This is a genomic window from Mariniblastus fucicola (assembly GCF_008087665.1).
Taxonomy (GTDB): domain Bacteria; phylum Planctomycetota; class Planctomycetia; order Pirellulales; family Pirellulaceae; genus Mariniblastus; species Mariniblastus fucicola.
Map to the genome: position 1 here is coordinate 4124944 of NZ_CP042912.1, position 23847 is coordinate 4148790.

The following is a 23847-nucleotide window of genomic DNA, read 5'->3' on the forward strand; positions in this document are numbered from 1 at the left end:
AGAGAGCGCGACCAGCAGTGAGCGCGACCTAGTTGTGATCGCTGCCTTTGAGCAATCCCGCGCTGCTGTTGTATATCTTGCTGCGGCGAGCAGTCGACTGTTCAGCCGATTCGCGGTTCCGTGATTCGAGGTCGGATTTGAGCGCGATCGTAAAAGGGCATTTGAGCGTTTCGATGCGGAACTGAATGTAGTCCGCTTCACCTGCCGGCATTACCCCCAGCAAAAAGTTGCCCATCTGTTCGACGGTGGGAACTCCCAGTTGATTTCGCCGCCAGACTTCGCCAAGCGTATGCATGCCTGCTTCGCGACGTCCGTTGATCTCCGAGAGCCGACGCAACAACTCTTCGTCGTCTCGCACACGAGCTTCGATTTCGGCCGCACGTGACGATTCGAGAGATTCGTCGAGGTAGGCTTCGAGTTCAGCGTTCGTAAATTCAGTAGACAATGCGGCTCCTTCGGTAAATTCTCGCCCATGACGGCTTGTTGAATTCTACACCACGATCGGCACTGTGAACAATTCTAAACAATCGTCTTTCGCTGCCGCAGGCGGTTGAAAAGGCTTCCTGACTGAGTCACGATAGTCGCGAGACATTCAACAATTTCGGGAACAACCATGTCATTTGCTCTTCAGCGTCGCATTCTGCTGATCACCCTTTCTTCGATCGCTTCATTGTATTTGGCCAGCGATTTCAAAGCTTGCCAGGCCCAGGAATCGGTCATCGAAAAACCCTCGGAAGATACCAGGGCTGCGACGCCTACGGCTGAGGCTGAACCTTCGACGTCCAACCCAGTCGTAGGCGAAAAGGAGTCGGCCATCGACTCAACCAAACCGTCGGATATTCGCATGGCCACGGGTCGGGTATTCATTGATGCCAACAACGATGGAAAATTTGGCATCGGAGATCAGCCCTTTGTAAACGTTCGTGTTTCCAACGGTAAAGAAATTGTTCACACCGATCCGTCTGGCAAGTGGCAATTGCCGCTGGAAGACGACGCCATATTTTTCCTGATTAAACCGTCTGGCTATCAGTCGAAGCTGTCGGAAAACAATTTGCCCCAATTCTATTACATTCACAAACCCAACGGTTCGCCACAACTTCGCTTTCCTGGCAGCAAGCCGACCGGAGCGATTCCCGAATCGATTGATTTTCCTCTGTATCCATCGGACGAGCCCGAGAACTTTCAAATGCTTCTGTTCGGCGATCCGCAGCCGCGGAACAACCAGGAAGTCGACTACATTTCGCACGACGTGATCGCTCAGCTGATCGGAGACACGTCCTCAAAGTTCGGAGTGACGCTTGGCGATATCGCGTTCGACAATCTGGACACGTTTGAGCCCCTGAACCAGGCGATCGCTCTAATCGGGATTCCGTGGCACAACGTAATCGGAAACCATGACATCAATCTCGATGCGGGCTCACGAAAGCATATCAACGAAACGTTTGAGGCGACCTACGGGCCGACCTACTATTCGTTCGACTACGGCCAGGTTCACTTTGTGGTTTTGGATAACATCGACTGGAAAGTTGAAGGCGACAAGAAATCATACTTGCCAAACTTTGGGGCTCGTCAGCGTGAGTTCCTGAAGAACGATCTCGATATGATTCCTGAATCCCAAATGGTCGTGCTGTTGATGCACGTGCCGTTTCTGGATTGCGAAGACCATCAGGAGATCTTTCGGCTTATTGAGGACCGACCGTTCTGCGTTTCCGTTTCGGCGCATCGTCACGTTCACACGCATCATTTTTTTGGGGAAAAGGAAGGCTGGAAGGGCGATAAAGAACACCACCACGTCGTCAACGTCACGGTCTCTGGTAGTTGGTGGTCCGGTGCCAGAAACGATCGCGGCGTTCCGCACTCGACGATGGGTGATGGCGCCCCCAACGGCTACTCGATCATGTCGTTTGCGGACGGTCGCTACATGCTGGATTTTCGCGGGGCCGGAATTCCAGCCGACGAACAGATGTTGATTCAGTTGCCAGACGAAGTTGCTGCTGCCGACGGATCTGAGAGGGTGTTTTAAAATTATTTTTCCAGCCTGTTTAGCATGAATTGAATCATTGCGATTCGTATGACAGTTTCGCTGTTTTGAGTCAGTCTTTCATAGTCCTTTGAGAGCCTTCTGAATTTTCCAAGCCATGCGAAAGTCCGTTCAACGATCCATCGCTTGGGTAAGACAACGAACCCTTCGGCTTCGACCGGACGCTTAACGGTTTGCAAGATGACACGATACCATTGCTTCAGGAACTCCGGCAAATCAGCCCGCCCGTAAATCGAGTCCGCGAAGATGACTCGAAGCCGACGAAACTTCTGTCTGATGTTTTCAAGAACAAGATGTGCACCTTCGTAGTCTTGTAGATCGGCCGAGTGGACAACAACGACCATCACAAGCCCCAACGTATCCACCAGGATGTGACGCTTTCGTCCGGTAATTCGTTTCGCCGCGTCATACCCGCGTAATTCTCCTCCTTCAGCACTGCGAATGCTTTGCGAATCAATGATGGCTGCTGTTGGCGTTGGCTTCCTGCCTTCTTTGCGGCGTACCTTTTCGCGAAGACGATCGTGAATGCGTTGCCATGTCCCATCAATACGCCAAGCTCGATAAACTCCATAAACCGTGTTCCAATTCGGAAAGCAGTCCGGAAGCAACCGCCACTGGCAGCCCGTTCGACACCAATACAATATCGCATCGACAATTTGACGCCGATCGATTCGTTTGCGGCCGCGAAGTTTTGCTGGCGGAATCAGACGACGAAGCAATCGCCATTGATCATCACTGAGACTGCTGGGATACTCAATACTCATCGCTACGGCTCCTTCCGTTTACGGTTTAAATGCAAACGGGGCTGTAGCGATTTTTTCAACTCAGAGCAATTTCAAAACACCTTCTGAGTTTTGGGTGAACGTTTATAACGGTTCTTCGAAATCGAAAGTTGAGTGCGCTGTTGATGGTTCCACGGACTGGCAAATCATTGAGCAGAAGGAAGCGCCCGATCCGAACTTCACCCGGATGTACAAGCTTGAGTCTCAAGTCCAGCCTCCGATCGAACCGAAGCTAACTTCACCCAAGAAATCAATGCATCTCTGGCACGGCACTTTGCCGACCGATCTTGAACCCGGCACCCATCTGCTGCGAGTCAGAGCGACGGACATGCATGGCCGGGTCTTTTATGGGCAACGCACTTTCCGAGTCGCCAATTAGGCTGTGGTGAGTTCCAGGTGGTCGCGGGTATACTGAGGTGTTGCCCACCCAACGTAAAGAATTGGAACGACCACAATGAAAAAAGACGTCGATCACGAAGCGATCAAGCAAGCTGTCCGCACCATCCTGTTGTCCGTCGGTGAAGACCCGGATCGCCCCGGACTTGTCGAGACACCGCGTCGCGTCGCCGGAATGTATGCGGAGATGTTCTCCGGGCTGGATGTTGACCCTGGACGTCATCTCGAAGTGACGTTTCCGGAAGAGTACGACGAAATGGTGCTGGTCAGAGACATTTCGTTCACCAGTATGTGTGAGCATCATTTGCTGCCATTCACAGGAGTTGCTCACGTCGCGTATGTGCCTCACGGAAAAGTTACCGGACTAAGCAAACTTGCGAGGGTTGTCGAAGAGGTTTCTCGTCGGCCGCAAGTTCAGGAACGAATGACACAGACGGTTGCTGACTTGATCGATGAGAAACTCAGCACCCGCGGTGTCGCGGTGGTTTGCAGCGCCGAGCATTCGTGCATGTCGATTCGTGGAATTCGCAAACCGGGTTCCCGAACGGTGACGAGTGCTTTGCGAGGCATCTTTAAGACGGATCAGGCGACTCGCGCTGAGTTTATGTCGTTAATCAACGGAAGTCAGTAAACGAATCAACCGACACCATGCAGAAGGAGCGACGTGGCTAATCATTTTCTCAGTCGATTTCTGTCGGCGGTCTATTTCGTTTTTCTGCTTGTCTCAGGTTCTTCGTACGTCGTCGCATCCGATGGTGATCCGCGTCCAATTCTCTCAGTGAACCGTGCATCCAAACGACCGAACATCGTGCTGGTCTATGCCGACGATGTGGATTGCGAAACCGTGTTTGGAGAATTTCCTGGGCAGGACTCGGCCGCGATTCGTTTTCCCAACTTAAAATTGATGGCCCAGCATGGATTGCGATTTTCCAATTTCCATGTAACGACTCCTGTTTGCGGCCCGTCGCGAGCCTGCCTCTATACGGGCCAGTACGCTCATCGCAACCAGTGCCGCGTCAATGATCCAGGCCTGATCCGCGCAAACGGATTTTCTGGTGGCTACACGACGTTCGATCCGCAAAACGAACTGGCGACGTGGATGAAGAACGCGGGCTACGAAACATCACACGTTGGCAAGTATCTTCACGGCGACTTCAAACCGAACTACGACGCAGGCGTCTACTGGAAACACATTGTCCCGCCAGGTTGGGACCATTTTCGATTGTCGCTGGGATGTTCGTACTTCGACTTCCCGACCTACATCAAATCCACCGATGAAATTTCGCGGTCGGCTGACGACGAATACAGAACGGATTGGGATGTTCGGCAGGCGATCGACATCATTCAAAAGTATGCAGCCAAAGCCGACAACGAAAAGCCTCTATTGCTGTGCTGGTCTCCCATCGCGGCTCACATCACCGGCAACGAGGAACCGATGGTTGCCCAGCGGCACAAGGACATGTTTCTGGATACTGAAATTCCAGAGTTGCGGAATCGAGTGGCAATGCAGGTGGCGAATCAGATAGACGAGCTGAAAGAAATCTCGACACCGGATGAAGAGCGTTTGCACTATTTGACAGAGGTTTATCGTGATCGAATTCGCGCGATCCAGAGCATCGATGAAGGCGTAGGGGCTCTGAGAAACGAGTTGCGAAAGCACGGCCTGCTGGAAAACACGATCTTTATATTCACGTCCGACCACGGGTATCGGTTTGCGCAGCATCGCCATTTTGGAAAGCGTTTGCCATACGATCGGATAACGCGCGTGCCTTTCCTTGTCACTGGACCAGGCATCCCTCACGACAGCCATTGCAATGTTCTGCTGGCCAATATCGACATCGCACCGACTCTGATTGAACTTGCCGGTGGCGAAATCCCACACAGTTGCGATGGGCTATCGTTTAAAAAGCTGTTTCATGAACCGTCTGGCGAACCGGAATTTGACCGAAGCGGAATCCTGATCGAAAACTGGGGAGACACGGTTTCTCATCACCATGTCTTACCAGCGACATACAGCAGCCTTCGCATGCAGGACCAGGTTTACACCGAATGGGCCACCGGTGGTCGCGAGTATTACGATTTGAAAGCCGACCCCGAACAGTTGAGCAACCTCTATGTTGAACTTGATCCTGTCAAACAACGGCGTCTTTCGGCTCTGATGCGTCAGCTACGTTCTACGGACTCGCCACCGAAATTCGCGACAACGCGGTACACTCGGGATGTAGACAGCAGGAGAATTTGCGGAAGCCTTCAGCCCGTCGAGTTTTTCGGCATGGTCGAATCGGACTCGGGTACCCAATTTGTAAAACTTGAGTTTCGATGCAAAGATTCCGGAGAGTATTGGAATGGAGCAGGCTGGTCGCACGATCGACATCGTTTTTTGGCGACGCTGGACCAGCCGGATGGCTTGGTTACTCGTTGGAGCTTTGAGCTCGACACGAGTCAGTTCGCGGCAAACAGATCCGCCAACCTTGCACCGCGGCCAATTGGCCTCACACTGATTGCCACGGATCTGAAAGGCAGAGAGACCGTTGACACCAAAGCGTTAGAAGTTGACATGGCGTTCGCAGACCCGGACACGACCATCGACAACTCGGGACTTGAACTGCAAGCTGAACTGAATTGGCTAGTGCTGTCAGGAAGAGCCACCGATTTGGTCGGCGTCCAATCCGTCAAAGTTGCCATACGGCATCCCGTACACAAGACTTATTGGAACGGGAGCAGTTGGCAGGCAGCTTACGTTCATTCCGACGCGGCACTGACAGAGTCCGATCCGGGCGTTCACTATACACATGCGTGGACTTTCAGAACTTCGTTGCCGCAAGACTCTCCGACCGTCGTGGCAATCGCCAGAGGCTATAACGCAAGCGACAGTGATCAATCGCCAGCAGTCCAATCGATCAGACTGTCGGGACCACGGAACTCCGTCTCACAAAGTAACGAACCTGTTGGCGAAGCGTTGCAGTCGCAGCGCTAGAGCAAACGAGATCGCAAATGGCGTGGCTGTAAAGCGTGCCGCTCATTCGCTTGAAAATTGCCAGCCGGACATCCAGCAATCAGCGCCGTACTCTTGCAGCCAGATACATTCGGCAACGATCCCGCTGCGTTCGCCATCGTTGCGAACGAACTCGAGCGTGCACTTCTCGTTACAGCATACCGGTTTATTGGCAACCAGATTGACACCGTCGCCAGACATATTGCGAGTAAACGCGTGAACCTTTGGCCGTTCTCCAGGCTGATGAACGACAACAGGAATCGCATACTTCTCGCGTTCCGATGAACGGACCTCGCTGTCAAACACGGCCTCCGCATTAAGGACTGTTTGCACATCCAATGCTTTCGACTTCAACTCCCAACCAGACGTCCAATAGGTTTGCCCAAATGTTTCGCACCAGCGACATTCGACCACGTGAATCGTTTTGCCCGTACGCATATTTAGCGTCAGACGCATCACAGAATTGGGAGAAAAGGGCTGGGGTGCGATCAACCCGATTCCACCCTGAGAAACATTCCTCGAGAACGCGTGCAGTTCGAACTCTCCATCCGGAGTAGTAAGTTGAACAGGAAGCACCAGTTTCTCTCGGCCGAGGGTACGCAATTCCAATTCGTAGTTGTCTTCATCAGCCTGAAGTTTAGAGAGCAGTTGCTCAATTGAAGGGCTGACGAACTGCGAAAGATTGCCGAGCATCGATGGCCTCGTGTCATGAAGTGTTAATGTGATGCCGGTGGGCAAATAGCCAGCAGGCAGCTAGGGTATATCCGGTTGTAACCCGAGATCGTACGCGAAAACCTTAGCTCGTTTTCCCTGGAGCAAAGCCGAAAACTGCTCAAATGTCCGCTGCATCATGGACTGAGATAACGATTTTGAGCCCGCAGCCGGATTACAGTTTGCACCAGTTGCATAATCGATACGACAAAACCAATACGTTGTATTCTTACCAATTCGAATCCCCCAAAACGTTAAAAATGAGCTTCGACGACCCAGCACAGATTGAAGAACTGTTCACGAAACTGACCGCTGCGTTTTACCGCCGTGTTCGGACTGACGATCTGATCGGGCCCATGTATCCGGAAGACGACTTTGAGGGTGCCGAGGAACGTTTACGCGATTTTCTGATCTATCGCTTCGGTGGATCGGATCGTTATATCCAAGAGCGTGGGCATCCACGACTTCGCATGCGACATGCTCCGTTCAAGATCGGAGTCGCTGAACGCGATCGGTGGCTGGAAATGATGAGTGCGGCAATGGAAGAGTCTGAGGTTCCTGGCGAGATTGCACTGGAACTGAAAGTCTTCTTTGATCAAGTCGCTGAGTTCATGCGAAATGATGAATAGAGGATGTTGCCGTTCGTGCCACGAGCAAGTGGCACGCAATCTCGCGAGTGAACGCGGGCCCGACAAGGCACCACGGGTTTAGTCGTCGCTCTGCTTCAACACGGCCACGAAAGCCGCCTGCGGAATCGTCACGCTGCCAAACTGCTTCATCTTGGCCTTACCTTTTTTCTGCTTTTCCAGCAGCTTCTTCTTTCGCGAGATATCGCCACCATAGCACTTCGCCGTCACGTCTTTGCGCAACGCATTGATTGTCGAACGGGCGATCACGTTCCCGCCGATGACTCCCTGAATCGGAATCTTGAACTGATGGCGTGGAATCTCTTTGGCCAGTCGTTCGCAGTAGTGCAGGGCACGTTGACGAGCTTTCTCTCGATGGACCAAATAGGCCAGCGTGTCGACCGGCTCTTTGTTGACCAGAATTTCAACTTTAACAATGTCCGTCTTGCGATACTCAAGCGGCTCGTGATCAAACGAACCGTAACCCCGAGTAATCATTTTTAGTTTGTCGTAAAAATCAAACAGGACCTCACCAAGCGGCATCTCGCTGACCACCTCCAGACGTCCGGCCGAAAGATAGTTCATCGTTTGGCTCTCACTACGATGCTCGCGGCAAAGTTCCATCACGGGACCAACGTACTCCTCCGGAGTCAAAATCGACGCCCGAATGTAGGGCTCGATAATCTCATCAATCACCGTTGGGTCAGGCCAATTCGAAGGATTGTCGACTTCGATTTCTTTGCCGTCGCGCAACTTGAGTTTGTACTTGACCGACGGAGCAGAAATCACCAGCCCCAAATCGAACTCACGTTGCAAACGTTCCTGCACCACATCCAGATGCAACAAGCCAAGGAAACCACAGCGAAAGCCAAAACCCAACGCGGCGGAGGAATCTTTCTCGTACGTCAATGCGGCATCGTTGATCGCGAGTTTGTCCAGCGCCTTAACCAGATCCGGATACTGATCGGTGCTCATCGGATAGATCGAACTGAAAACGACCTGGCGAGCTTTCTGATATCCCGGGATCGGTGCATCGGCGGGATGTTCCTGCAACGTGATCGTGTCGCCGACTTCGATATCCTGAACGCTCTTCACACCGGCCACGACATAGCCGACTTCGCCAGCAGAAAGTTTGTCTTTGGGGACCAACTTGAGCTGATTGATTCCCAGTTCGTCAACTTTGTAGTCGCGGCCACCGTGCATAAAATGAATCGCGTCTTTGGTCTTAAGCGTTCCTTCCATGACACGAATCTGCAGAATCACGCCACGGTATTTGTCAAAGTACGCATCAAACACTAACGCCTTGAGCGGGGCTTTCGGATCACCCTGCGGCGGTGGAAGTTTGTTGACGACGCCTTCGAGAACATCTTCGACATGCAATCCGGTTTTGGCCGAGCAGGGAATGGCCTCGAACGGATCGAGCCCCAATTCGGCATCGATGGCTTCCTGAGCACGTTCAATGTCGGCGGCAGGCAAGTCGATCTTGTTGATCACCGGCAGCAAATCCAGATCGTACTCGAGCGCGAGATACAGATTGGCGACCGTTTGAGCTTCAACGCCTTGAGAGGCATCGACAATGATGAGGGCGCCTTCACAAGCCATCAGACTGCGGCGGACTTCATGGGAAAAGTCAACGTGGCCAGGCGTATCGATCAAGTTCAGCAAGTACTTCTTTCCGTCCTTCGCTGTGTAGTCCAGCGAGACTGTATTACTTTTGATCGTGATGCCGCGTTCTCGCTCGATGTCCATCGAGTCCAGCAATTGGTCTTTGAACTCGCGGTCCGAAACGCCGTTGCAGGCCTGAATCAGTCGGTCCGCCAGAGTGGATTTACCGTGATCGATGTGGGCGATAATGCAGAAGTTTCGGATATGATTCATGGCGACTCAAAGAACGGCTTGTGAGCACGATATCGTATCCGATGTTGCCAAAACGCGTCAGGCTTTCTTTTTCCCGAACAGCCAGTTTCGAATCTTCCCCAGCGGAATTTTTGCCCAGATCCGTTCGTGCACGTAGTACAGAATGAACTTGGTGAAGAACTCAATAACGGCGATCGCCAATGCGACTCGGGCGACATTGCTTTCGACATCGTCGCTGCCGGATTCAACACTTTCACTTGCGGCACCATTGTTCAACACGACAGCGGCAATGATAAATGTCATGGTGGTTGCCACGATCCGCCACGAGATTGCTTTTTTGAGTGTCCGTGATTTCTCCAAACCGTCGCCTGATCGAACGTACTCCCAAATGCGTTCGTGAAGATAGTAGATGACGTACTTGATCAGGAATTCATAAAGCCCAATCTTGATCGCGTGATCGAGGTTCATCTTTCCCTCGGAATATTTCGTCACGATCGCGACGATCAGGATTGTGTCCATCGTCGCCACGATTCGCCACGAGATGCCTTTGATCAGGCTCCTGGCGTGAGATTCGCGTTTGTATTGACCCATGGATGCGTTAGGACGAAGGAAGGAAACGTGGAAGAGGACGGATTGGAGAAGCTTTCCAGACGCAGCGATGTGAACAGCGAACGCCAAAAGCACATTTTTGACAACCCGCCATTCTAGTTGCGAATGAGAGGTTATGTCTGACTCGTTGAGCGTTTTTTGCCCCGCTGAAAAACGGCCGGCGGAGCCTCTGAAAAATAGATTCGGCCACTCGCCCAGAAACATTTGCTTCGAAGTCAAAGTTTCGCCGAACCCATTGCTAGCAGCCACTCTATTGCTTCGATTTGCGTGGATTCGGCTGAGACTGCTTTACCAGTTCGACTATCTCGTCCACCTGCTCCTGCCACAGTCGTTTGAGCTCCTCCGCTTTGGCGGGTTCTGACTCAACCAAATCAACCGCCTCGGCTCGGTCGGTCGCGATGTTGTACAAAGACCACGGCTCCCCGCCGCCTTTGACGAGCTTGAAGTCTCCAACGCGAATCGCAGCGTTGCCTTCGTGCGACCACCAGAGTTGTTCCCGCTCGATTTCGATGTCACGCTCAAACGCAGCGACCAGGCTTTTGCCCGGAGCCGCCGGAATTTTTTCGTCCTCCCATCGCGTCGGTTTTTCGATTTCGGTCAACTCAAAGATCGTCGGCACTATGTCGATCACATGCGACGCGGTATGCCGAAGTTCACCTTTGGCGGAAATCCCTTTCGGCCAATGAACGATCAACGGAGTGCTGATGCCGCCTTCGTGAACCCACGTTTTGTGGCGTCGAAAAGGAGTATTGCAGGCGTTCGAAAAACCGGGGCCAAGGCAAAGGTAGGAAGCGGCACTTCCCGGAGCGGCGTTCGGATCGTGGCCTCCGTTGCGAACCATGATTTCAGCGCTGGCTCCATTGTCGGATGCGAAAAAGATGATCGTGTTTTCATACTGCCCCATCGATTTCAGCTGCTCGATCAGCCGACCGATCTCTTTGTCCATCCGATCGATCATGGCGGCATGAATCGCCATTTTGGTCGCTTGAAAACGACGTTGCTCTTCCGTCAAATCCGCCCATGGCAAGGGCCGGTTGACTTCACCGGGACCAAGTTTTTGAAACGCGTCCGGGAAATCGTACGGGGGCCCAACGTCAGGCTCGACCGCCGAAAGCGCGGATTGGTGCAAGCCGATTTTCAGTTGACGACCGTAACGTTGCTTTCGCATTTCTTCCCAACCATCAAGATACGCATCGGCGTACTTCTGGATATCGTCCGCCGGAGCATGCAACGGAAAGTGCGGCGCGATGAAGGCGACGTACTGAAAGAACGGCTGGTCCGAGTAGTTTTCAGAGTGCTCCTGCAGACAACCGATCGCATGATCCACAGTGGCTGTCGTTGCGTAGTAGCCTGAATCAGGTTCGGCAGGCTCTACGGGCCGATCGTCAATTTGGTTGCCAACGTTGCTAAAAAAGTTGCCTTGATTCCGCATGTTCAACGACCTGTCGAAACCTGCGTCGAGGCACTTTCCATCGATGTGCCACTTGCCGCTGTGATAGTTACGATATCCATGCGGCCGCAGAAAGTCAGGCAGTAGTCTGGCCCACGTTTGGCGTTTGCCGCGTGTGCCACCACCTAGCCCTGGCAATCGATCACGGTGAACCTGGTGCGGATAGTAGCCGGTCATCAATGAAGCTCGCGTCGGCCAGCACCTTCCCGTGTTGTAGAACTGAGTGAATCGCAATCCGTTGGCCGCCAGCGCGTCCAGATTCGGAGTTTCAATCTCGCTGCCGTAGCAGCCGAGGTCGGAGTACCCGAGATCGTCCGCCAGGATGAAAACCACGTTTGGTTTTTCCGCCAGAAGCGGGCTGGCCGTGAAGAAACAGAGCAGAACTACAGCGAGGCGAATCATTGGAATTTTTCTCAGGCGAATCGACATGGGGACTCGATCCAGTCTACCACATGTCAAATTCAATTTTGAGCTGTCACCGCTCACCAACCGACTCAGGAGATCTATTAAACTTGGTAATGCCAACTTACCAATTCATAGAGTTTCTAATGCGTTTCTCACGGTCAAATCAATCGAGTCCAATTCGCGTTTTCCGTTTTGCAATCCTGTTGGTGTTTGTGTCACTGCTGTTCGGCGGATGCTCCAACAGTACTGATGCAGTAAAAACAGCAGACGAGGAAGGACCGAAATCGATCGCCAGCGGGTTGCAGAAAGTCGACATCGACGATGTGCTCGCGAGGACGGACTATCCCTAGGCGGCGCGCGAGCAGTTCGAGCAATGGAAGAAAGCAGGGCGGCAAGAGGTGCTGGAGAAAGAAGTCCAGGACCGCATTCGTTTGTCGATGATCAAGGAGCCTGAAACGATCACGATTAGCTCTCGGTTTAAGCGAGGCGAGGCCCGAAAGCCATCCCTTTCGGTGCTCAATGATGCTCCTCCGAGCAAGTATCCACGAAAGCCAACCAACGCCCTGGATCGCCTTGAAGGTAAAGCCGACTACGTTCGCGTTGGCGTTGAGCATTTCAAACAGCATGATATTTTCCAGCTCAGCGACACTGACCGCGATTCCATCGTGGAGTACATGAACAAGGTGTTGGACGGACCTGATGCGGAGTTCAATCGCGAGATCTGGGACGAAATCGGCAAGGAAGGAGCGGATTTGGCGGAGCGGTTGACTCCGCAGCTAAAAAACGAACCGATGTTTAATCTGTGCGTCGCGATCAATGAAAGCCGCGTCAACATGCTGGCCTCGGCAAACAGACGGCTGGACCACGCGATCGAACTGTTCGCAAAGAACGACTATCCGACTCGCCTGCCGGTCTATGCAATGCGTCTGCAAAACGAAATTCAAAGCGAGTATCGACCTCAGACCAAATACGTGGATCGGGTCGCGGCAATGAAGTACTGGATCACCAGCGACTTTCGTGCACGAGGCATTGAAGAACGGTTTGCGATGGACGACGTCGAAACGTTCTATCGAATCGCGTTTCAAAACCGCGACCTGGCGGCGTTGGAAGAATTCATCTACTGCGTCGAAATGAACAACACGCTGCCGAAGTGGTTCCAATCGATGGCGCTGGCAAAGTACTACTACCAACTTGGATACTATTATCGCGGTACCGGATTCGCCAATTCCGTATCCGAACAAGGATGGGCAAAACTCGAAGAGAACGCAAAACTCGCCCACAAATATTTCCAGGAAGCTCTTGAGATCAATCCGAACTACCCCGAATCCGCGACGGGACTGATGGATGTCAGCAGGCTGGGCCATTCCGACAAATCTGAAGAGTTCTGGTTCAACAAAGCGATCGAACATGAGGTCGACTATATGGCGGCGTACCAGTTGAGACTGTTCGGCTTGATGCCTCGTTGGGAGGTTCGGTGGAGGAGATGATCGAATTTGCGAGCAAACACGCCAACAAAAAACAGTATGAAACCAGCGTTCCGTTCGTGTTGCCGAACTGCATCTTCACCCTGCGGGACTCGGGAGTTCTGGAGTGGAAGGAATACGACGAACTAACCAAAGACCCCGAGTTACTGGCAGAGATCATTACGGCACTTCAGGGTTTGGCAGCCAACAACACTCAAAACATTTTCGGAAACGAAGTGCAAGACAAGAAGTTTCTGCAAACATTGCTGGCGCTGTATTTGGATCGTGCCGGCAGAGTCGACGAAGCCGAACGCGTCTATCGGGAACTTGAGGGACAGCACAGTCCTTTCGCGATGAAGCTGTTCGGGCGCGGGGCCGCGGGGTCACTTGATGCGTTGAGCGCGAGGGCTTCGGCGATGAATGCGGAGTACGGAATCGAAGCAACGCAACTGCAGGAACTCATGAAAGTATCGCTTGCCGAGCGTATCGAGAACCTGGACGCGATCGAAGAACTTGTGAACAACATTTCACTTTCCGACGAAAGCGGAGGCCTCTTTTTTGCCCGGGCTCTGAAAAAAGTCCGCCAGGAAAAGGCATACTCTGAAGGCAAAGTCGTCAACATTGATTTTGACGACCAGATGAACATGTGGAAAATGAGCGACAATCGTCAGCTGACCTACATCTCGGAAACCGCGGCGACTTTCGATAATCGCAACGGCGATCGCCAAAATGCGATGATCTACGATGCAGCGTTCCCTGGCCCCCGAGTCACCGAAATGACGTTCACGTTTCCCACGGACAGCGCCCCGAATCCCAAATTTGCTCCCGGAATCGTGATCGCATCCTTTGGACAGCAGGACTATACGCTGGGCGTCGCCATCAGTGAAGAACTGGCGTTTCAACGCAGCGCCGCGCCAACAAAACCCGATGATATTCGGACCGGGTTGATGATCTTCGGGACCAGCTACGGTGCAGGGCCTGCTGCGGTGCGGTTTCCGTACCGAAGCAATCGATGCAAACTGCGAGTGCTGACGGACAAGCACTGGATCGAAGTCTATGCCGATGATCAGTACGTCTTTAGCTATCGCAACACGGCATTTGAAAATCTCGCACAGACGTTTGCGCTTCGTATGACGCGAGGCGTTGGAGGTTCCGGACAGGTCGAAGTTTCGGACATCACGATTCAGAAGTGGTCGTTGGGTGCACCACCTGAGACCCGAATTTCACGTAACTTGGTAAAACATTTCCAGAACAAACTGGACGCTGAACCGAACGACAAGTGGAACCAGTTTTGGTTAGCCCATGCGTTTCACAACCATGGCGATACGGTGAAAGCGTTGAAGCTCTATCTGCAGTCTGTTGAATCAGGCGTCAACAAACAAATAGCCGGGTTTTACATCGGAGACATCCTGGATCGCGAGGGAAAGCGAAAAGAAGCGTTTGACTGGTACGTTGAGTCGGCAACCAACGCCAGCAACGGCGGCTTGAAAAAACTGATGTACGCTCACAATAACGTCAGGGAGATCAACCAGGAAGTCAACTGGTCAGCTTTTCGCGCAAAGTGGCTGATAAAGACCTGCGGCTTTGAAATGAATGAGGCTGACGAGATTCAGTTGTCCCGGCTTTCGAAGATTCCATATGAGATTAATTGGCTCGAGAAAACCTCAGCGTTTTTTCCGAGGGACGATGCACCGGAAATCATTCTGGCCAGCAAAATCAGATACCTGAATGATACGATCAAGAAAACGCCGGACAGTTACAAGTACATTCCGACGGAAATCAAGGAAGCCATCGAAGCTGAGGGTGTTTATAAAGTCAGCCCCGATTCGGAACCGTTGTATTTGAAGGTCAAAGAAGCAACGCCGTTTTTTCGCAGCATCGACAAGATTCGCTGATCAGTTCGCGACGGCGATCGTGCACACCATGGTCCACTGACCGAAATCTACTGAGCGTTGATGCAGAATCGCAAACCCGTTGGACTCAAACAGGTCCGTGTAGTTGTGAGAGAAAGACAATTCCTCGCCGAAGGGAACGGACTCTTTCGAGTTCGCCCAATCATGATCGACTGCGACCGGTTCGCTGGCGAAAAAGATCGCTGGCTTTGATTCCTCAACGATTCGCGCCAGCATTTCGTTGAGCCTCTCACGGTGAAAATACTCCAACACGCCGCCGTTGGTTACAAAGAGTGTCTCCGGCAACGCATTCTCATTCAGCCAGTTGGACGCGTCGGCACACTCGAAACGGACTCGTGGATCGAACGATGTTGATTTCCGATTTGATTCAACCTGAGCCCGGTTGATCTCGATTCCGGTCGCTGACTGAACTCCGTCAAGATTCGTTGCCAGATAGTTTGTCAGCTTTCCAGAACTACAACCGAACTCCACAATCTGCTTTGGGCCAACTTCGTTCCAAACTTTTTTCAAAGCGTCGAAATCTTCGCTCTGTTTTTTGAGAAACAGATCTTCAAAACGGTGATCGCAATTGTCTGCAAACTCCTCCCCTCCATCGGTGGCCCAAAAATCGAGATGAAGGCGTTCAAAGAATTCACTGGATCCTTCATGCAACGAACGTCGTTTGAGCCACGCCATAATTGCTTTGTCACGAATTCCACGAGGCGAACTGGTCGGGGAGCGATACAGTTCGTCGGCACGAGATCGGCAAGCCGTTGAAACGACAGCTCCAATGATTTCCTTGAGTGTTTGCGTAGGGCTCTTGCTGTTGGCCGTTGCGATCGAAAGAGTTTCGCTCATGTTTGATTCCGTGGCTGCGGGAGGGTTTTGTGTGGGATTCCGATCGGTCGCGACGCATGCGTCAACGAACCGCGAGTAGCTGATTCGAGTATGATTGGACTGAGCAAAAATCGATCGCGCCCCGCAGCGGTGGAGGGAAAGAGGCGTTTCCGAGAGGCAGATTGATCCGATTGAGCCGATTCTGCGTTAATTGATGCAGAATCCGTGGCACAATCGATTGCCGCCAGTCTGCGGGCCACGTATAGTTCCACTCATCCTGTACGCACTAAATTTCGATACTGATCCAGATGTTTCGATTGCTTGTATGCCTAATTCTCGTTCCTGCTTTGCTTGCAAACCAGGCGGTAATTTGTTGCGCGCATTCGCATGATGGGCACGTGGATTCGGCGCCTCACTATCATTTGTCCTGGGAAGTCCAACGCGCCTGCTCACACGATCACTCGCATTTTCACAAACACGATTCCGACAACGGATCGCATTCGCACCCGCGGCATCGAAATCAGAACGAAGATCATCATGGCGTCCGAAAAGCTTGTGATAGCGAGCTTTGCGAGTCTCACGTGGACTGTGAATTCGGGCTTGGGGAGCATGACGAAGGTTTGCTGATCAGCAACGACGAAAGCCTTCCACCTCTGACTTCACGGCTTTTGTTTTGCGGGCAACGCTTCACCAGTGAGCCTTGTGAAATTCTGTGTTCTTTTCGGCCGCCATTGTCGGCGCAGGTGATTGATCCCATCGACGCCTTACTCGGGCGCTACCCTTGCGCGCTCTTTCTGCAAACAGGCTCTCTGCGCCTGTAATCGCCAGTCGCAATCGACTGCTTTTCAGCTTCCGAACGCCTGAGATCTCAGGACATACGTTCGCCCTCCCTGCAAGACAATCCGTTTGTCCGCATTTCGCGAAATGCACAAGGAACCCACGATGCGATCAAATATATACAAGTTCTGGCAGCCCCTTGTCTGGCTGACCGTGATCATTGGCTTGGCCGCCGGAGCATGGTTGACTCGCGGCCAATGGCGTCCGCTGATTGTTGCGACAGAAAGTTCGGAACACGATCACCCTACGCCGGCACCAAACGAAGAACGAAAAACGCTGGAGCTCAACAGTCAGGCTCGCGCGAACCTCGGACTGAAATCTAAACCGGTCAGTGTGCAAACTTATTGGCGCAGCATCGAAATCCCGGGGGTAATCGTCGATCGCCCAGGAGTAACTGATCGCGGAATCACTTCTCCGCTCGAAGGCGTGGTGACTCAAGTCTATGCCTTCGAAGGTGACGTCGTGCGACCTGGCGACAAGCTGTTTAGATTGCGAATGGTTAGCGATTCGCTTCAGCAGGCCCAGTCGGAGCTGTTCAAAGCGGTCAGGGAAACGGAGATCGTCAGAATGGAGATATCACGCGTGTCAAAACTGATCGATTCTGGAGTCTTGCCCGGAAAGCGAATGATCGAACTGGACCAAAAACTCAAACGCCAGTCGGCTTTGATCGATGCCCACCAGCAGGACCTGATCGCGCGCGGGTTGGATGAAACGCAGATCGAACAGATCAAACAGGGAGACTTTCTGACTTCTATCGAGATCTTCGCTCCGCCGATGAACGAATCCAATTCTGCGCTTTCAAGTGACAACTCCCTAACTGCAAACGGTTCGGACTCGGAAGACTTTTTCGAAATCCAGCAGCTTAAAGTCGATCTTGGACATCAAGTGGAATCCGGAAAACCATTGGCCATCCTCGCAAACCATCGATCGTTGTATATCAAGGGCCATGCTTTTAAAAAGGAAGCTTCCAAGCTGGCGAAAGCTGCTGAAAAAAGCTGGGAAGTCGATGTCGAGTTCACCGAAGACAACGCGGAAGACTGGAGTCCGTTGCAACAGACGTTTCAGATTCGCCATCTCGCGAATACGACCGATCCTGACAGTCGCACTTTCGATTTCTTCATCTCGTTGAACAACCAGTCGATCGTTTATGAACGCGACGATCGTCCGTTCATTGTTTGGCGATTCCGCCCTGGACAACGGGTACGAATCTCGGTTCCCGTGGAAGAGATCAAGAACGTGATCGTGCTTCCATCAACAGCAGTCTATCAGGATGGCCCGGAAGCGTTTGTGTTCCAACAGAACGGTGACCTGTTCAATCAGATCTCCGTAAAAGTGCTTCATCGAGATCGCAGCAACGTCGTGATCGCAAACGATGGCAGCGTATCGCCCGGATTCTACCTGGCTCAAAACGCGGCGGCTTCGCTGAACCGAATCCTCAAGGCTCAGGCCTCAAGTGGCTCAACGCCTGCCGGTTACCACGTCCACGCCGACGGCAGTGTTCACGGGGCTCACTAGGAAAACGAAATGCTTGACGCTGTAATCAAACTGTCGCTCCGCTATCGATTTCTGGTCATCGTGATCAGCCTGATCCTGTTGGTGTATGGGTCGTGGTTGGCCACGACAATGCCAATCGATGTATTTCCGGATCTTGACCGGCCGCGAGTTATCATACTGACCGAATGCCCCGGCCTGGCGACCGAAGAAGTCGAAACGTTGGTGACGCACCCGATCGAAATCTCCCTTCTCGGTGCCAGTGGCGTCGAAGCTGTTCGCAGTCAAAGCACTGCAGGGCTGAACGTGATCTACATCGAATTCGGTTGGGACACCAAAATCCGTGACGCCCGGCAAACGGTGCAGGAGCGACTCTCGACGCTTGACGGAATTTTACCGAAAGGCATCAATCCGCAGATGACTCCACCGTCTTCGATCATGGGTCAGATTGTGATCGCCGGCGCGTACCGACAGAAAGGTCCGACAGGAGGACAGCTTGCCGCCATTGGAAAAACAGAGCTGATGGCTGAACTGATTCAGGATAACGAAGGCCAGCCAACGCTCAATTTCTGGGAACCGGTCGACCGCCACGAACCGAAAACGTGGTCGCCGACTGAATTGGTCTATGAAGAGACGGATGCTTTCGCCTCACCGCCAGCTTTCACGGTCGAAGTAAACGGCCGAGCCATTGACGTTGAATTTCCTTCGGAGCTGCAGCAGCAAATGGATCTGGGCACGATCGGCGATTGGGTCGTCCGTCCCCGTTTGTTGAAAGTTTCCGGCGTGGCAGAGTGCTTCATCCAGGGCGGTGACCGAAAACAGTATCAGATCCTCGTTAACCCGACGGCGCTGATCGAATACGGAGTCACGCTGCAGGATGTTCAGCGAGTGCTCGAAGAAAGCAACATCAACACCAGCGGCGGATTCGCGATCACTGGAGAATCAGAGCGGCCAATTCGAGTGCTCGGGCGTGTTGGTCCGGACGCTCGTCGCGTGATAGAAGACCTCACCAGCGTTCCGGTAAAAGTCACTGACAAGCGTTCCGTTCTGTTGGGGCAGGTTGCCGAAATCACCGAGGGTGCCGAGTTCAAACGTGGCGATGGCGCGATCAATGGCCAGCCTGGCGTCGTGTTCACGATCGTCAAGCAGCCTCATGTCGACACGCGTAGCTTGACGGACAATATTGCTGATGCGTTGGCCGAAGTCGAATCGTCGTTGCCCGCCGATGTCGTCATCAACAGCGAACTCTTTCGACTGCGAAACTTCATTGATCGAGGTGTCTTCAACGTCGGGGAAGCACTTGTTGTCGGAGCGGTTCTGGTCGTGATCGTGCTGTTTCTGTTTTTGCTGAACTTTCGTACGACCTTCATCACCCTGACCGCGATTCCACTTTCGCTTGTGATCACGATGCTGGTTTTCAGGTTGATCGGATACCTGACCGACGCGTCGCTAACGATCAACGTCATGACGCTGGGCGGAATTGCGGTCGCTATGGGAGAGCTTGTCGACGACGCGATTGTTGACGTGGAGAACATTTTCCGGCGGCTCAAAGACAATAACTCGCTCGACAATCCGAGGCCGGCGATTCAGGTGGTCTACGACGCCAGTCGCGAAGTCCGAGGTGCAATTGTGTTTGGCACTGTTGTCGTGATCCTGGTCTTCCTGCCTCTTTTTGCGATTTCGGGCGTTGCGGGTCGACTGTTTGAGCCACTCGGGATTGCGTACATCGTTTCCATCCTGTCGTCGCTGCTGGTTTCTCTAACCGTCACCCCGGTGCTCTCGTTTTACCTGCTGCCAAAATCGAAAGCGACGCATCGCGATTCCGATGGGTTGCTTCTGAGGTTCCTCAAACGCATCGGCGGCGCGATGGTTCGATTGAGCATGGCGATCCCCGGTCCGCTGCTTTTATTGACCTGGATTGCGTTTGGAATCGCGGCGTGGCAATTCGCGAACCTAGGCAGCAGTTTCTTGCCAGAGTTCGATGAAGGCAGCGTGCAAGTCAACGTGATGCTGCCTCCCGGATCGTCGCTGGAGGCTTCAAACCAGGTCTCGTCGATTATCGACGGCAAATTCCGGGAGCTTCAGAAAGGCATCGATAATCCTGACGGGGAGATTCTACATTTTGTCCGCCGGACGGGGCGAGCTGAAATGGACGAGCATGCATCTCCGGTGAATGTGTCAGAGTACATCCTCAGCATGAATCCGGATGCGGAGATTCGACGCGATGAGGTGATCGATAAACTGTTGGACGAAGTAAAACTTGAAGTTCCTGGGGTTGCGATTGAAGTCGAACAACCGTTGGCGCACTTGATCAGCCACATGGTGTCAGGCGTTTACGCTCAGATCGCAATCAAGATCTTTGGAGATGATCTTGATCAGCTTCAAGCTTATGCGAACCGAGCCAAACAGAGTATCGCCACGGTGGAAGGTGTGACCGAACCGATCATCGAGCCGATTCGTAAGACGGAAGAACTTCATATTCGTTTACGATCGGAAGATCTTGCTTTGCACGGCGTCACCCGGGCTTGGGTTGCGAGCGTTTTGCAGACAGCGCTCCAGGGCGAAGTCGTCTCGCAAATTCTCGAAGGACAACGTCGCTTTGATTTGCTCGTGCGGCTCGAAGAAGAATATCGCACCGATTACGCAAACCTCCAACGCCTGCGAATTGACCTGCCGGACAATCGTGGACCAGTCGAACTGAGCGACCTGGCTGATGTTGAAATCGGAGTCGGACCCAACGCAATCGCCAGAGACAATGGTCGTCGAAGAATCGTGATTCGCTGCAATACGCAGGGACGCGACCTTTCCAGCGCGGTCGCTGAAATCCAGACTACGCTCGACCAACAGCTTGACCTCAGTGAAGGCTATTTTGTCGAATACTCCGGGCAATTTGAAAGCCAGCGACGTGCGACGCAAACGATTCTCATTCTCAGCATGGTATCGCTAGTGGGAATGTTTATCGTGCTGATGGTGCTGATGCCGTCGGTTCGAATCGTGTTGCAGATTCTGAACGCTCTGCCAACGGCTTTCATTGGCGGCGTCCTGGCTCTGGTTCTCACACAGCAAACGTTGACGGTAGCCAGCCTGGTGGGATTCATCTCCCTGGGCGGAATCGCCGTCCGCAACGGAATCCTGTTGGTGACTCATTACATTCACCTGATCAAGGAAGAAGGTCAGGAATACTCCAAAGAAACCATCCTTCGCGGCAGCCTCGAAAGGCTCGCTCCGGTACTGATGACCGCGCTTACGGCGGGGATCGCGCTGATTCCCCTCGTGCTTGGCGGCAAAGAACCTGGCCGCGAGATTTTGTATCCTGTCGCCACGGTAATTCTGGGAGGTCTGTTTACATCTACGTTCTGCGAGTTTCTTATCCACCCCGGCCTGTTCTGGAAGTTCAGCGGCAAGGACGCTGTGAAAATTGCTTCGAATGAAGACATCGATGAGATCCAGGACGACGTGAAAGCGCATCGAGCTTGAAAAGCTGAGCTCTTGAGACTGACATTGCGGCGGCAGCTTTGCAAAACCAATTCAATCAAAAACTTGGAGCAACAAATGAAGTCCACAACACGCACCGATTCACCCGCCATTCTACTGATTGCGTTCGCCAGCATGCTGGCAATCGCTTGCGGTTGCGATCCGAAGCCGGCGAACAATCAAGATGATTCGAGACCGGGAACGCACGTTCACGCCGATGGATCAGTGCACAACGACGACGACAACCACCACCACGAGGAAGGGCACGCACACGGTCCGGGACCTCACGGCGGCACAATTGTTGACTGGGGCGGCGGAAAGTACCACGCTGAGTTGACGGTCGATCACGACAAACAGGAAGCAACTGTTTTCATATTCGGCAACGACGAAAAAACTTCTACTCCTATCGACGCCAAAGAAATTTCGCTGACGGTCAAGGACCCATTGTTCACGGTTTCTCTGTCGGCCAAGCCACTCGGTAGCGAAGTAATGGGGAAATCCTCTCGCTTTGTTACTACTCATAAGAACTTCGGCATTCGCAAAGACTTCGAAGGCTCGATTTCTGGGGTCGTCGACGGAACGCCCTACTCAGGGAATTTCAGCGAGGAGGACGAGTAGGCGATGCAAGCTGAAGTTAGCAATACAGGTTGTTTTCAATCTCAAGCATTGGCTCGACGGCTCAAACGTCCGTAAGAAATTGCATGCCAGACTTCTATCCAAAACAGCAATGCAGACTAACGCCCCCTAACATCAAATTTGAGATCGATATGGATCGCAATCAGTAACCGAAAATTGCCGATGTTGCCGCGTAAACTTATGGCTCGAAGCCAAAATCGTTATGGCAACTTAATTCACCAAAAAAATTTACAGAACGCGAATTGACCGATTGGTCAAATTAGATAGATTGCCTCCGCGGGGAACGGTTTCAGGTGTATGCATTAGACGCATGGCACAGAATTTTCCTGCCGGTCGGAGTTTCGTATAGCAACGATCTCCGACTTCTCCCCGGCTCCCAAGTGCCGCACTGAACATACCGAATCTTGTTGTTATCGCAGAGAATCGATGGATACGTCAGGCTCAAGAAAATACAACCCGCAAACGATTCTAATGCTACGTGTTAGTGTTGCCCTGTGGGGAGCGTGGGGTTTAATGCACGTGTTTGCAGGAGTCGCGGCACTGAGCGAGGACACTCCAATCGCTATCGAGAAAATCGCAGATGCGGTTCATCACAACTCAGCGTCAATTGAATACCCGGCAGTCGCGGGAGCAATTATCAAACGACAAGGCTTCAACTTGTTGTGGGCCGGGTGCGTGACGTTGTGCTGCATGGTTCCAATTTGGCACGGATCCAACTTTGCGATCTTCCTCGCAGCATTGATTGGTGGGCTGACAGAATTGGGGCGGTTTCTGTTCCTCGACCTTGCCGGATTTGTGAACTTTCTCCCCGGCACCATTTTGACAATCATTTGCGTCACCGCCATCGTCGCCAGCGTCGGAGCTTCATTGCAGATTGCGGCGATGGATACGGAACTGGTGATTAACGCCAGACAGACAAATCTAGGCTGAACCGACAGACAGCATGCTGGCCAGTTGTTTTGAGGCAGTTTTCAGCGGCCCCGAGTTATCTCTTGAGCGAGCAAGCAGGATGGCCCCGTCCACGGCCAATACCAGAAACGTAGCAAGACTTTCGGCGCTGTCGCAGCCATGGCCTTCCTTCAACAGCTGCTCTCTGTAAGTCGACTCGAGCATTTGAATCGCTTTCATACAGGCTAAACGAACTCTTTCATTCGTCGCTCCCAGCGTCGTCGCCATCGCCAAAAATGGTAGCCCAACTTCGCTCACGGGTCGGTCAAACCGTTCGATAAGATGAAGCAGGTGAAGTTCAATGGCTTGCGAAAGTACTCCAGCTTTATGAATGCAATCTTTGAGGTCGGCAGTTGCTTCGGCAGAAATGCCCTCGACAACTGCAGCTATCAATTCG

General features: G+C 52.6%; 20 protein-coding genes. 12 read left to right on the forward strand and 8 right to left on the reverse strand.

The genetic code is table 11. From position 1 onward, the window contains the following. Positions 1–28: 28 nt before the first annotated feature. A complete protein-coding gene (locus tag MFFC18_RS15120; protein WP_075083404.1) occupies positions 29–445 on the reverse strand; it encodes an anti-sigma factor in 417 nt (138 codons plus the stop codon). Between the two features lie 168 nt (positions 446–613). Here MFFC18_RS15120 and MFFC18_RS15125 point away from each other — a divergent pair, with 168 nt between their 5' ends. Next, entirely contained in the window at positions 614–2023 is a 1410-nt protein-coding gene (locus MFFC18_RS15125) for a calcineurin-like phosphoesterase C-terminal domain-containing protein (protein ID WP_075083405.1), read from the forward strand. A gap of 2 nt (positions 2024–2025) precedes the next feature. On the opposite strand, the gene MFFC18_RS15130 is transcribed toward MFFC18_RS15125, so the two are convergent. Next, positions 2026–2805, reverse strand: coding sequence for an IS5 family transposase (locus MFFC18_RS15130; protein WP_068267841.1), 780 nt, complete (start codon positions 2803–2805; stop codon positions 2026–2028). Between the two features lie 49 nt (positions 2806–2854). On the opposite strand from MFFC18_RS15130, the gene MFFC18_RS15135 reads away from it, so the two are divergent. The 3 genes from MFFC18_RS15135 to MFFC18_RS15145 all read left to right on the forward strand — a co-directional run bounded on the left by MFFC18_RS15135 (position 2855) and on the right by MFFC18_RS15145 (position 6196). Next, on the forward strand, positions 2855–3202 hold the full coding sequence (locus tag MFFC18_RS15135; RefSeq protein WP_261340510.1) for a calcineurin-like phosphoesterase C-terminal domain-containing protein: 348 nt from the start codon (positions 2855–2857) through the stop codon (positions 3200–3202). Between the two features lie 75 nt (positions 3203–3277). Continuing rightward, positions 3278–3850: a GTP cyclohydrolase I FolE gene (gene folE, locus MFFC18_RS15140; protein ID WP_075082171.1), complete on the forward strand. Its 573-nt coding sequence runs from the start codon at positions 3278–3280 to the stop codon at positions 3848–3850. 33 nt (positions 3851–3883) lie between these two features. Further along, complete coding sequence (locus MFFC18_RS15145) at positions 3884–6196, forward strand: sulfatase-like hydrolase/transferase (protein WP_075082170.1); 2313 nt, start codon at positions 3884–3886, stop codon at positions 6194–6196. 42 nt (positions 6197–6238) lie between these two features. On the opposite strand, the gene MFFC18_RS15150 is transcribed toward MFFC18_RS15145, so the two are convergent. Continuing rightward, positions 6239–6907, reverse strand: coding sequence for a PilZ domain-containing protein (locus tag MFFC18_RS15150; RefSeq protein ID WP_075082169.1), 669 nt, complete (start codon positions 6905–6907; stop codon positions 6239–6241). A gap of 278 nt (positions 6908–7185) precedes the next feature. Here MFFC18_RS15150 and MFFC18_RS15155 point away from each other — a divergent pair, with 278 nt between their 5' ends. Next, the gene (locus MFFC18_RS15155; protein ID WP_075082194.1) at positions 7186–7554 is read left to right on the forward strand and encodes a globin domain-containing protein; all 369 of its coding nucleotides are present in this window, start codon (positions 7186–7188) and stop codon (positions 7552–7554) included. A gap of 78 nt (positions 7555–7632) precedes the next feature. On the opposite strand, the gene lepA is transcribed toward MFFC18_RS15155, so the two are convergent. The 3 genes from lepA to MFFC18_RS15170 all read right to left on the reverse strand — a co-directional run bounded on the left by lepA (position 7633) and on the right by MFFC18_RS15170 (position 11869). After that, the gene (gene lepA / locus MFFC18_RS15160) at positions 7633–9429 is read right to left on the reverse strand and encodes a translation elongation factor 4 (protein ID WP_075082168.1); all 1797 of its coding nucleotides are present in this window, start codon (positions 9427–9429) and stop codon (positions 7633–7635) included. A gap of 57 nt (positions 9430–9486) precedes the next feature. Then, complete coding sequence (locus MFFC18_RS15165; protein WP_162273888.1) at positions 9487–9999, reverse strand: DUF2061 domain-containing protein; 513 nt, start codon at positions 9997–9999, stop codon at positions 9487–9489. 268 nt (positions 10000–10267) lie between these two features. Next, complete coding sequence (locus tag MFFC18_RS15170; protein ID WP_168211116.1) at positions 10268–11869, reverse strand: arylsulfatase; 1602 nt, start codon at positions 11867–11869, stop codon at positions 10268–10270. Between the two features lie 146 nt (positions 11870–12015). Between MFFC18_RS15170 and MFFC18_RS15175 the strand changes: the two genes are divergently transcribed. From MFFC18_RS15175 to MFFC18_RS15185, 3 genes are read left to right on the forward strand one after another with little or no spacing between them, the layout of a single operon-like run. Continuing rightward, positions 12016–12222, forward strand: a complete 207-nt coding sequence (locus MFFC18_RS15175; protein ID WP_075082165.1) for a hypothetical protein — start codon at positions 12016–12018, stop codon at positions 12220–12222. Positions 12223–12270: 48 nt separating this feature from the next. Continuing rightward, positions 12271–13359, forward strand: coding sequence for a hypothetical protein (locus MFFC18_RS15180; protein WP_075082164.1), 1089 nt, complete (start codon positions 12271–12273; stop codon positions 13357–13359). Next, positions 13356–15230, forward strand: a complete 1875-nt coding sequence (locus MFFC18_RS15185; RefSeq protein WP_075082163.1) for a hypothetical protein — start codon at positions 13356–13358, stop codon at positions 15228–15230. Before MFFC18_RS15180 ends, MFFC18_RS15185 begins: the two co-directional genes overlap by 4 nt. Here MFFC18_RS15185 and MFFC18_RS15190 read toward each other — a convergent pair whose 3' ends face one another. Further along, positions 15231–16085 (reverse strand): class I SAM-dependent methyltransferase, encoded by an 855-nt coding sequence (locus MFFC18_RS15190; protein WP_075082162.1) that lies wholly within the window; start codon positions 16083–16085, stop codon positions 15231–15233. A gap of 921 nt (positions 16086–17006) precedes the next feature. On the opposite strand from MFFC18_RS15190, the gene MFFC18_RS15195 reads away from it, so the two are divergent. From MFFC18_RS15195 to MFFC18_RS15210, 4 genes are all read left to right on the forward strand, one after another. Then, positions 17007–18416: an efflux RND transporter periplasmic adaptor subunit gene (locus MFFC18_RS15195; protein ID WP_075082193.1), complete on the forward strand. Its 1410-nt coding sequence runs from the start codon at positions 17007–17009 to the stop codon at positions 18414–18416. 9 nt (positions 18417–18425) lie between these two features. Beyond that, positions 18426–21869: an efflux RND transporter permease subunit gene (locus MFFC18_RS15200; RefSeq protein ID WP_075082160.1), complete on the forward strand. Its 3444-nt coding sequence runs from the start codon at positions 18426–18428 to the stop codon at positions 21867–21869. Positions 21870–21944: 75 nt separating this feature from the next. Beyond that, positions 21945–22484: a hypothetical protein gene (locus MFFC18_RS15205; protein ID WP_075082192.1), complete on the forward strand. Its 540-nt coding sequence runs from the start codon at positions 21945–21947 to the stop codon at positions 22482–22484. A gap of 444 nt (positions 22485–22928) precedes the next feature. After that, the gene (locus MFFC18_RS15210) at positions 22929–23432 is read left to right on the forward strand and encodes a hypothetical protein (RefSeq protein ID WP_075082159.1); all 504 of its coding nucleotides are present in this window, start codon (positions 22929–22931) and stop codon (positions 23430–23432) included. On the opposite strand, the gene MFFC18_RS15215 is transcribed toward MFFC18_RS15210, so the two are convergent. Beyond that, positions 23424–23843 (reverse strand): LmrA/YxaF family transcription factor, encoded by a 420-nt coding sequence (locus MFFC18_RS15215; protein WP_238381154.1) that lies wholly within the window; start codon positions 23841–23843, stop codon positions 23424–23426. The two genes, MFFC18_RS15210 and MFFC18_RS15215, sit on opposite strands and share 9 nt — an antisense overlap. Positions 23844–23847: the final 4 nt, after the last annotated feature.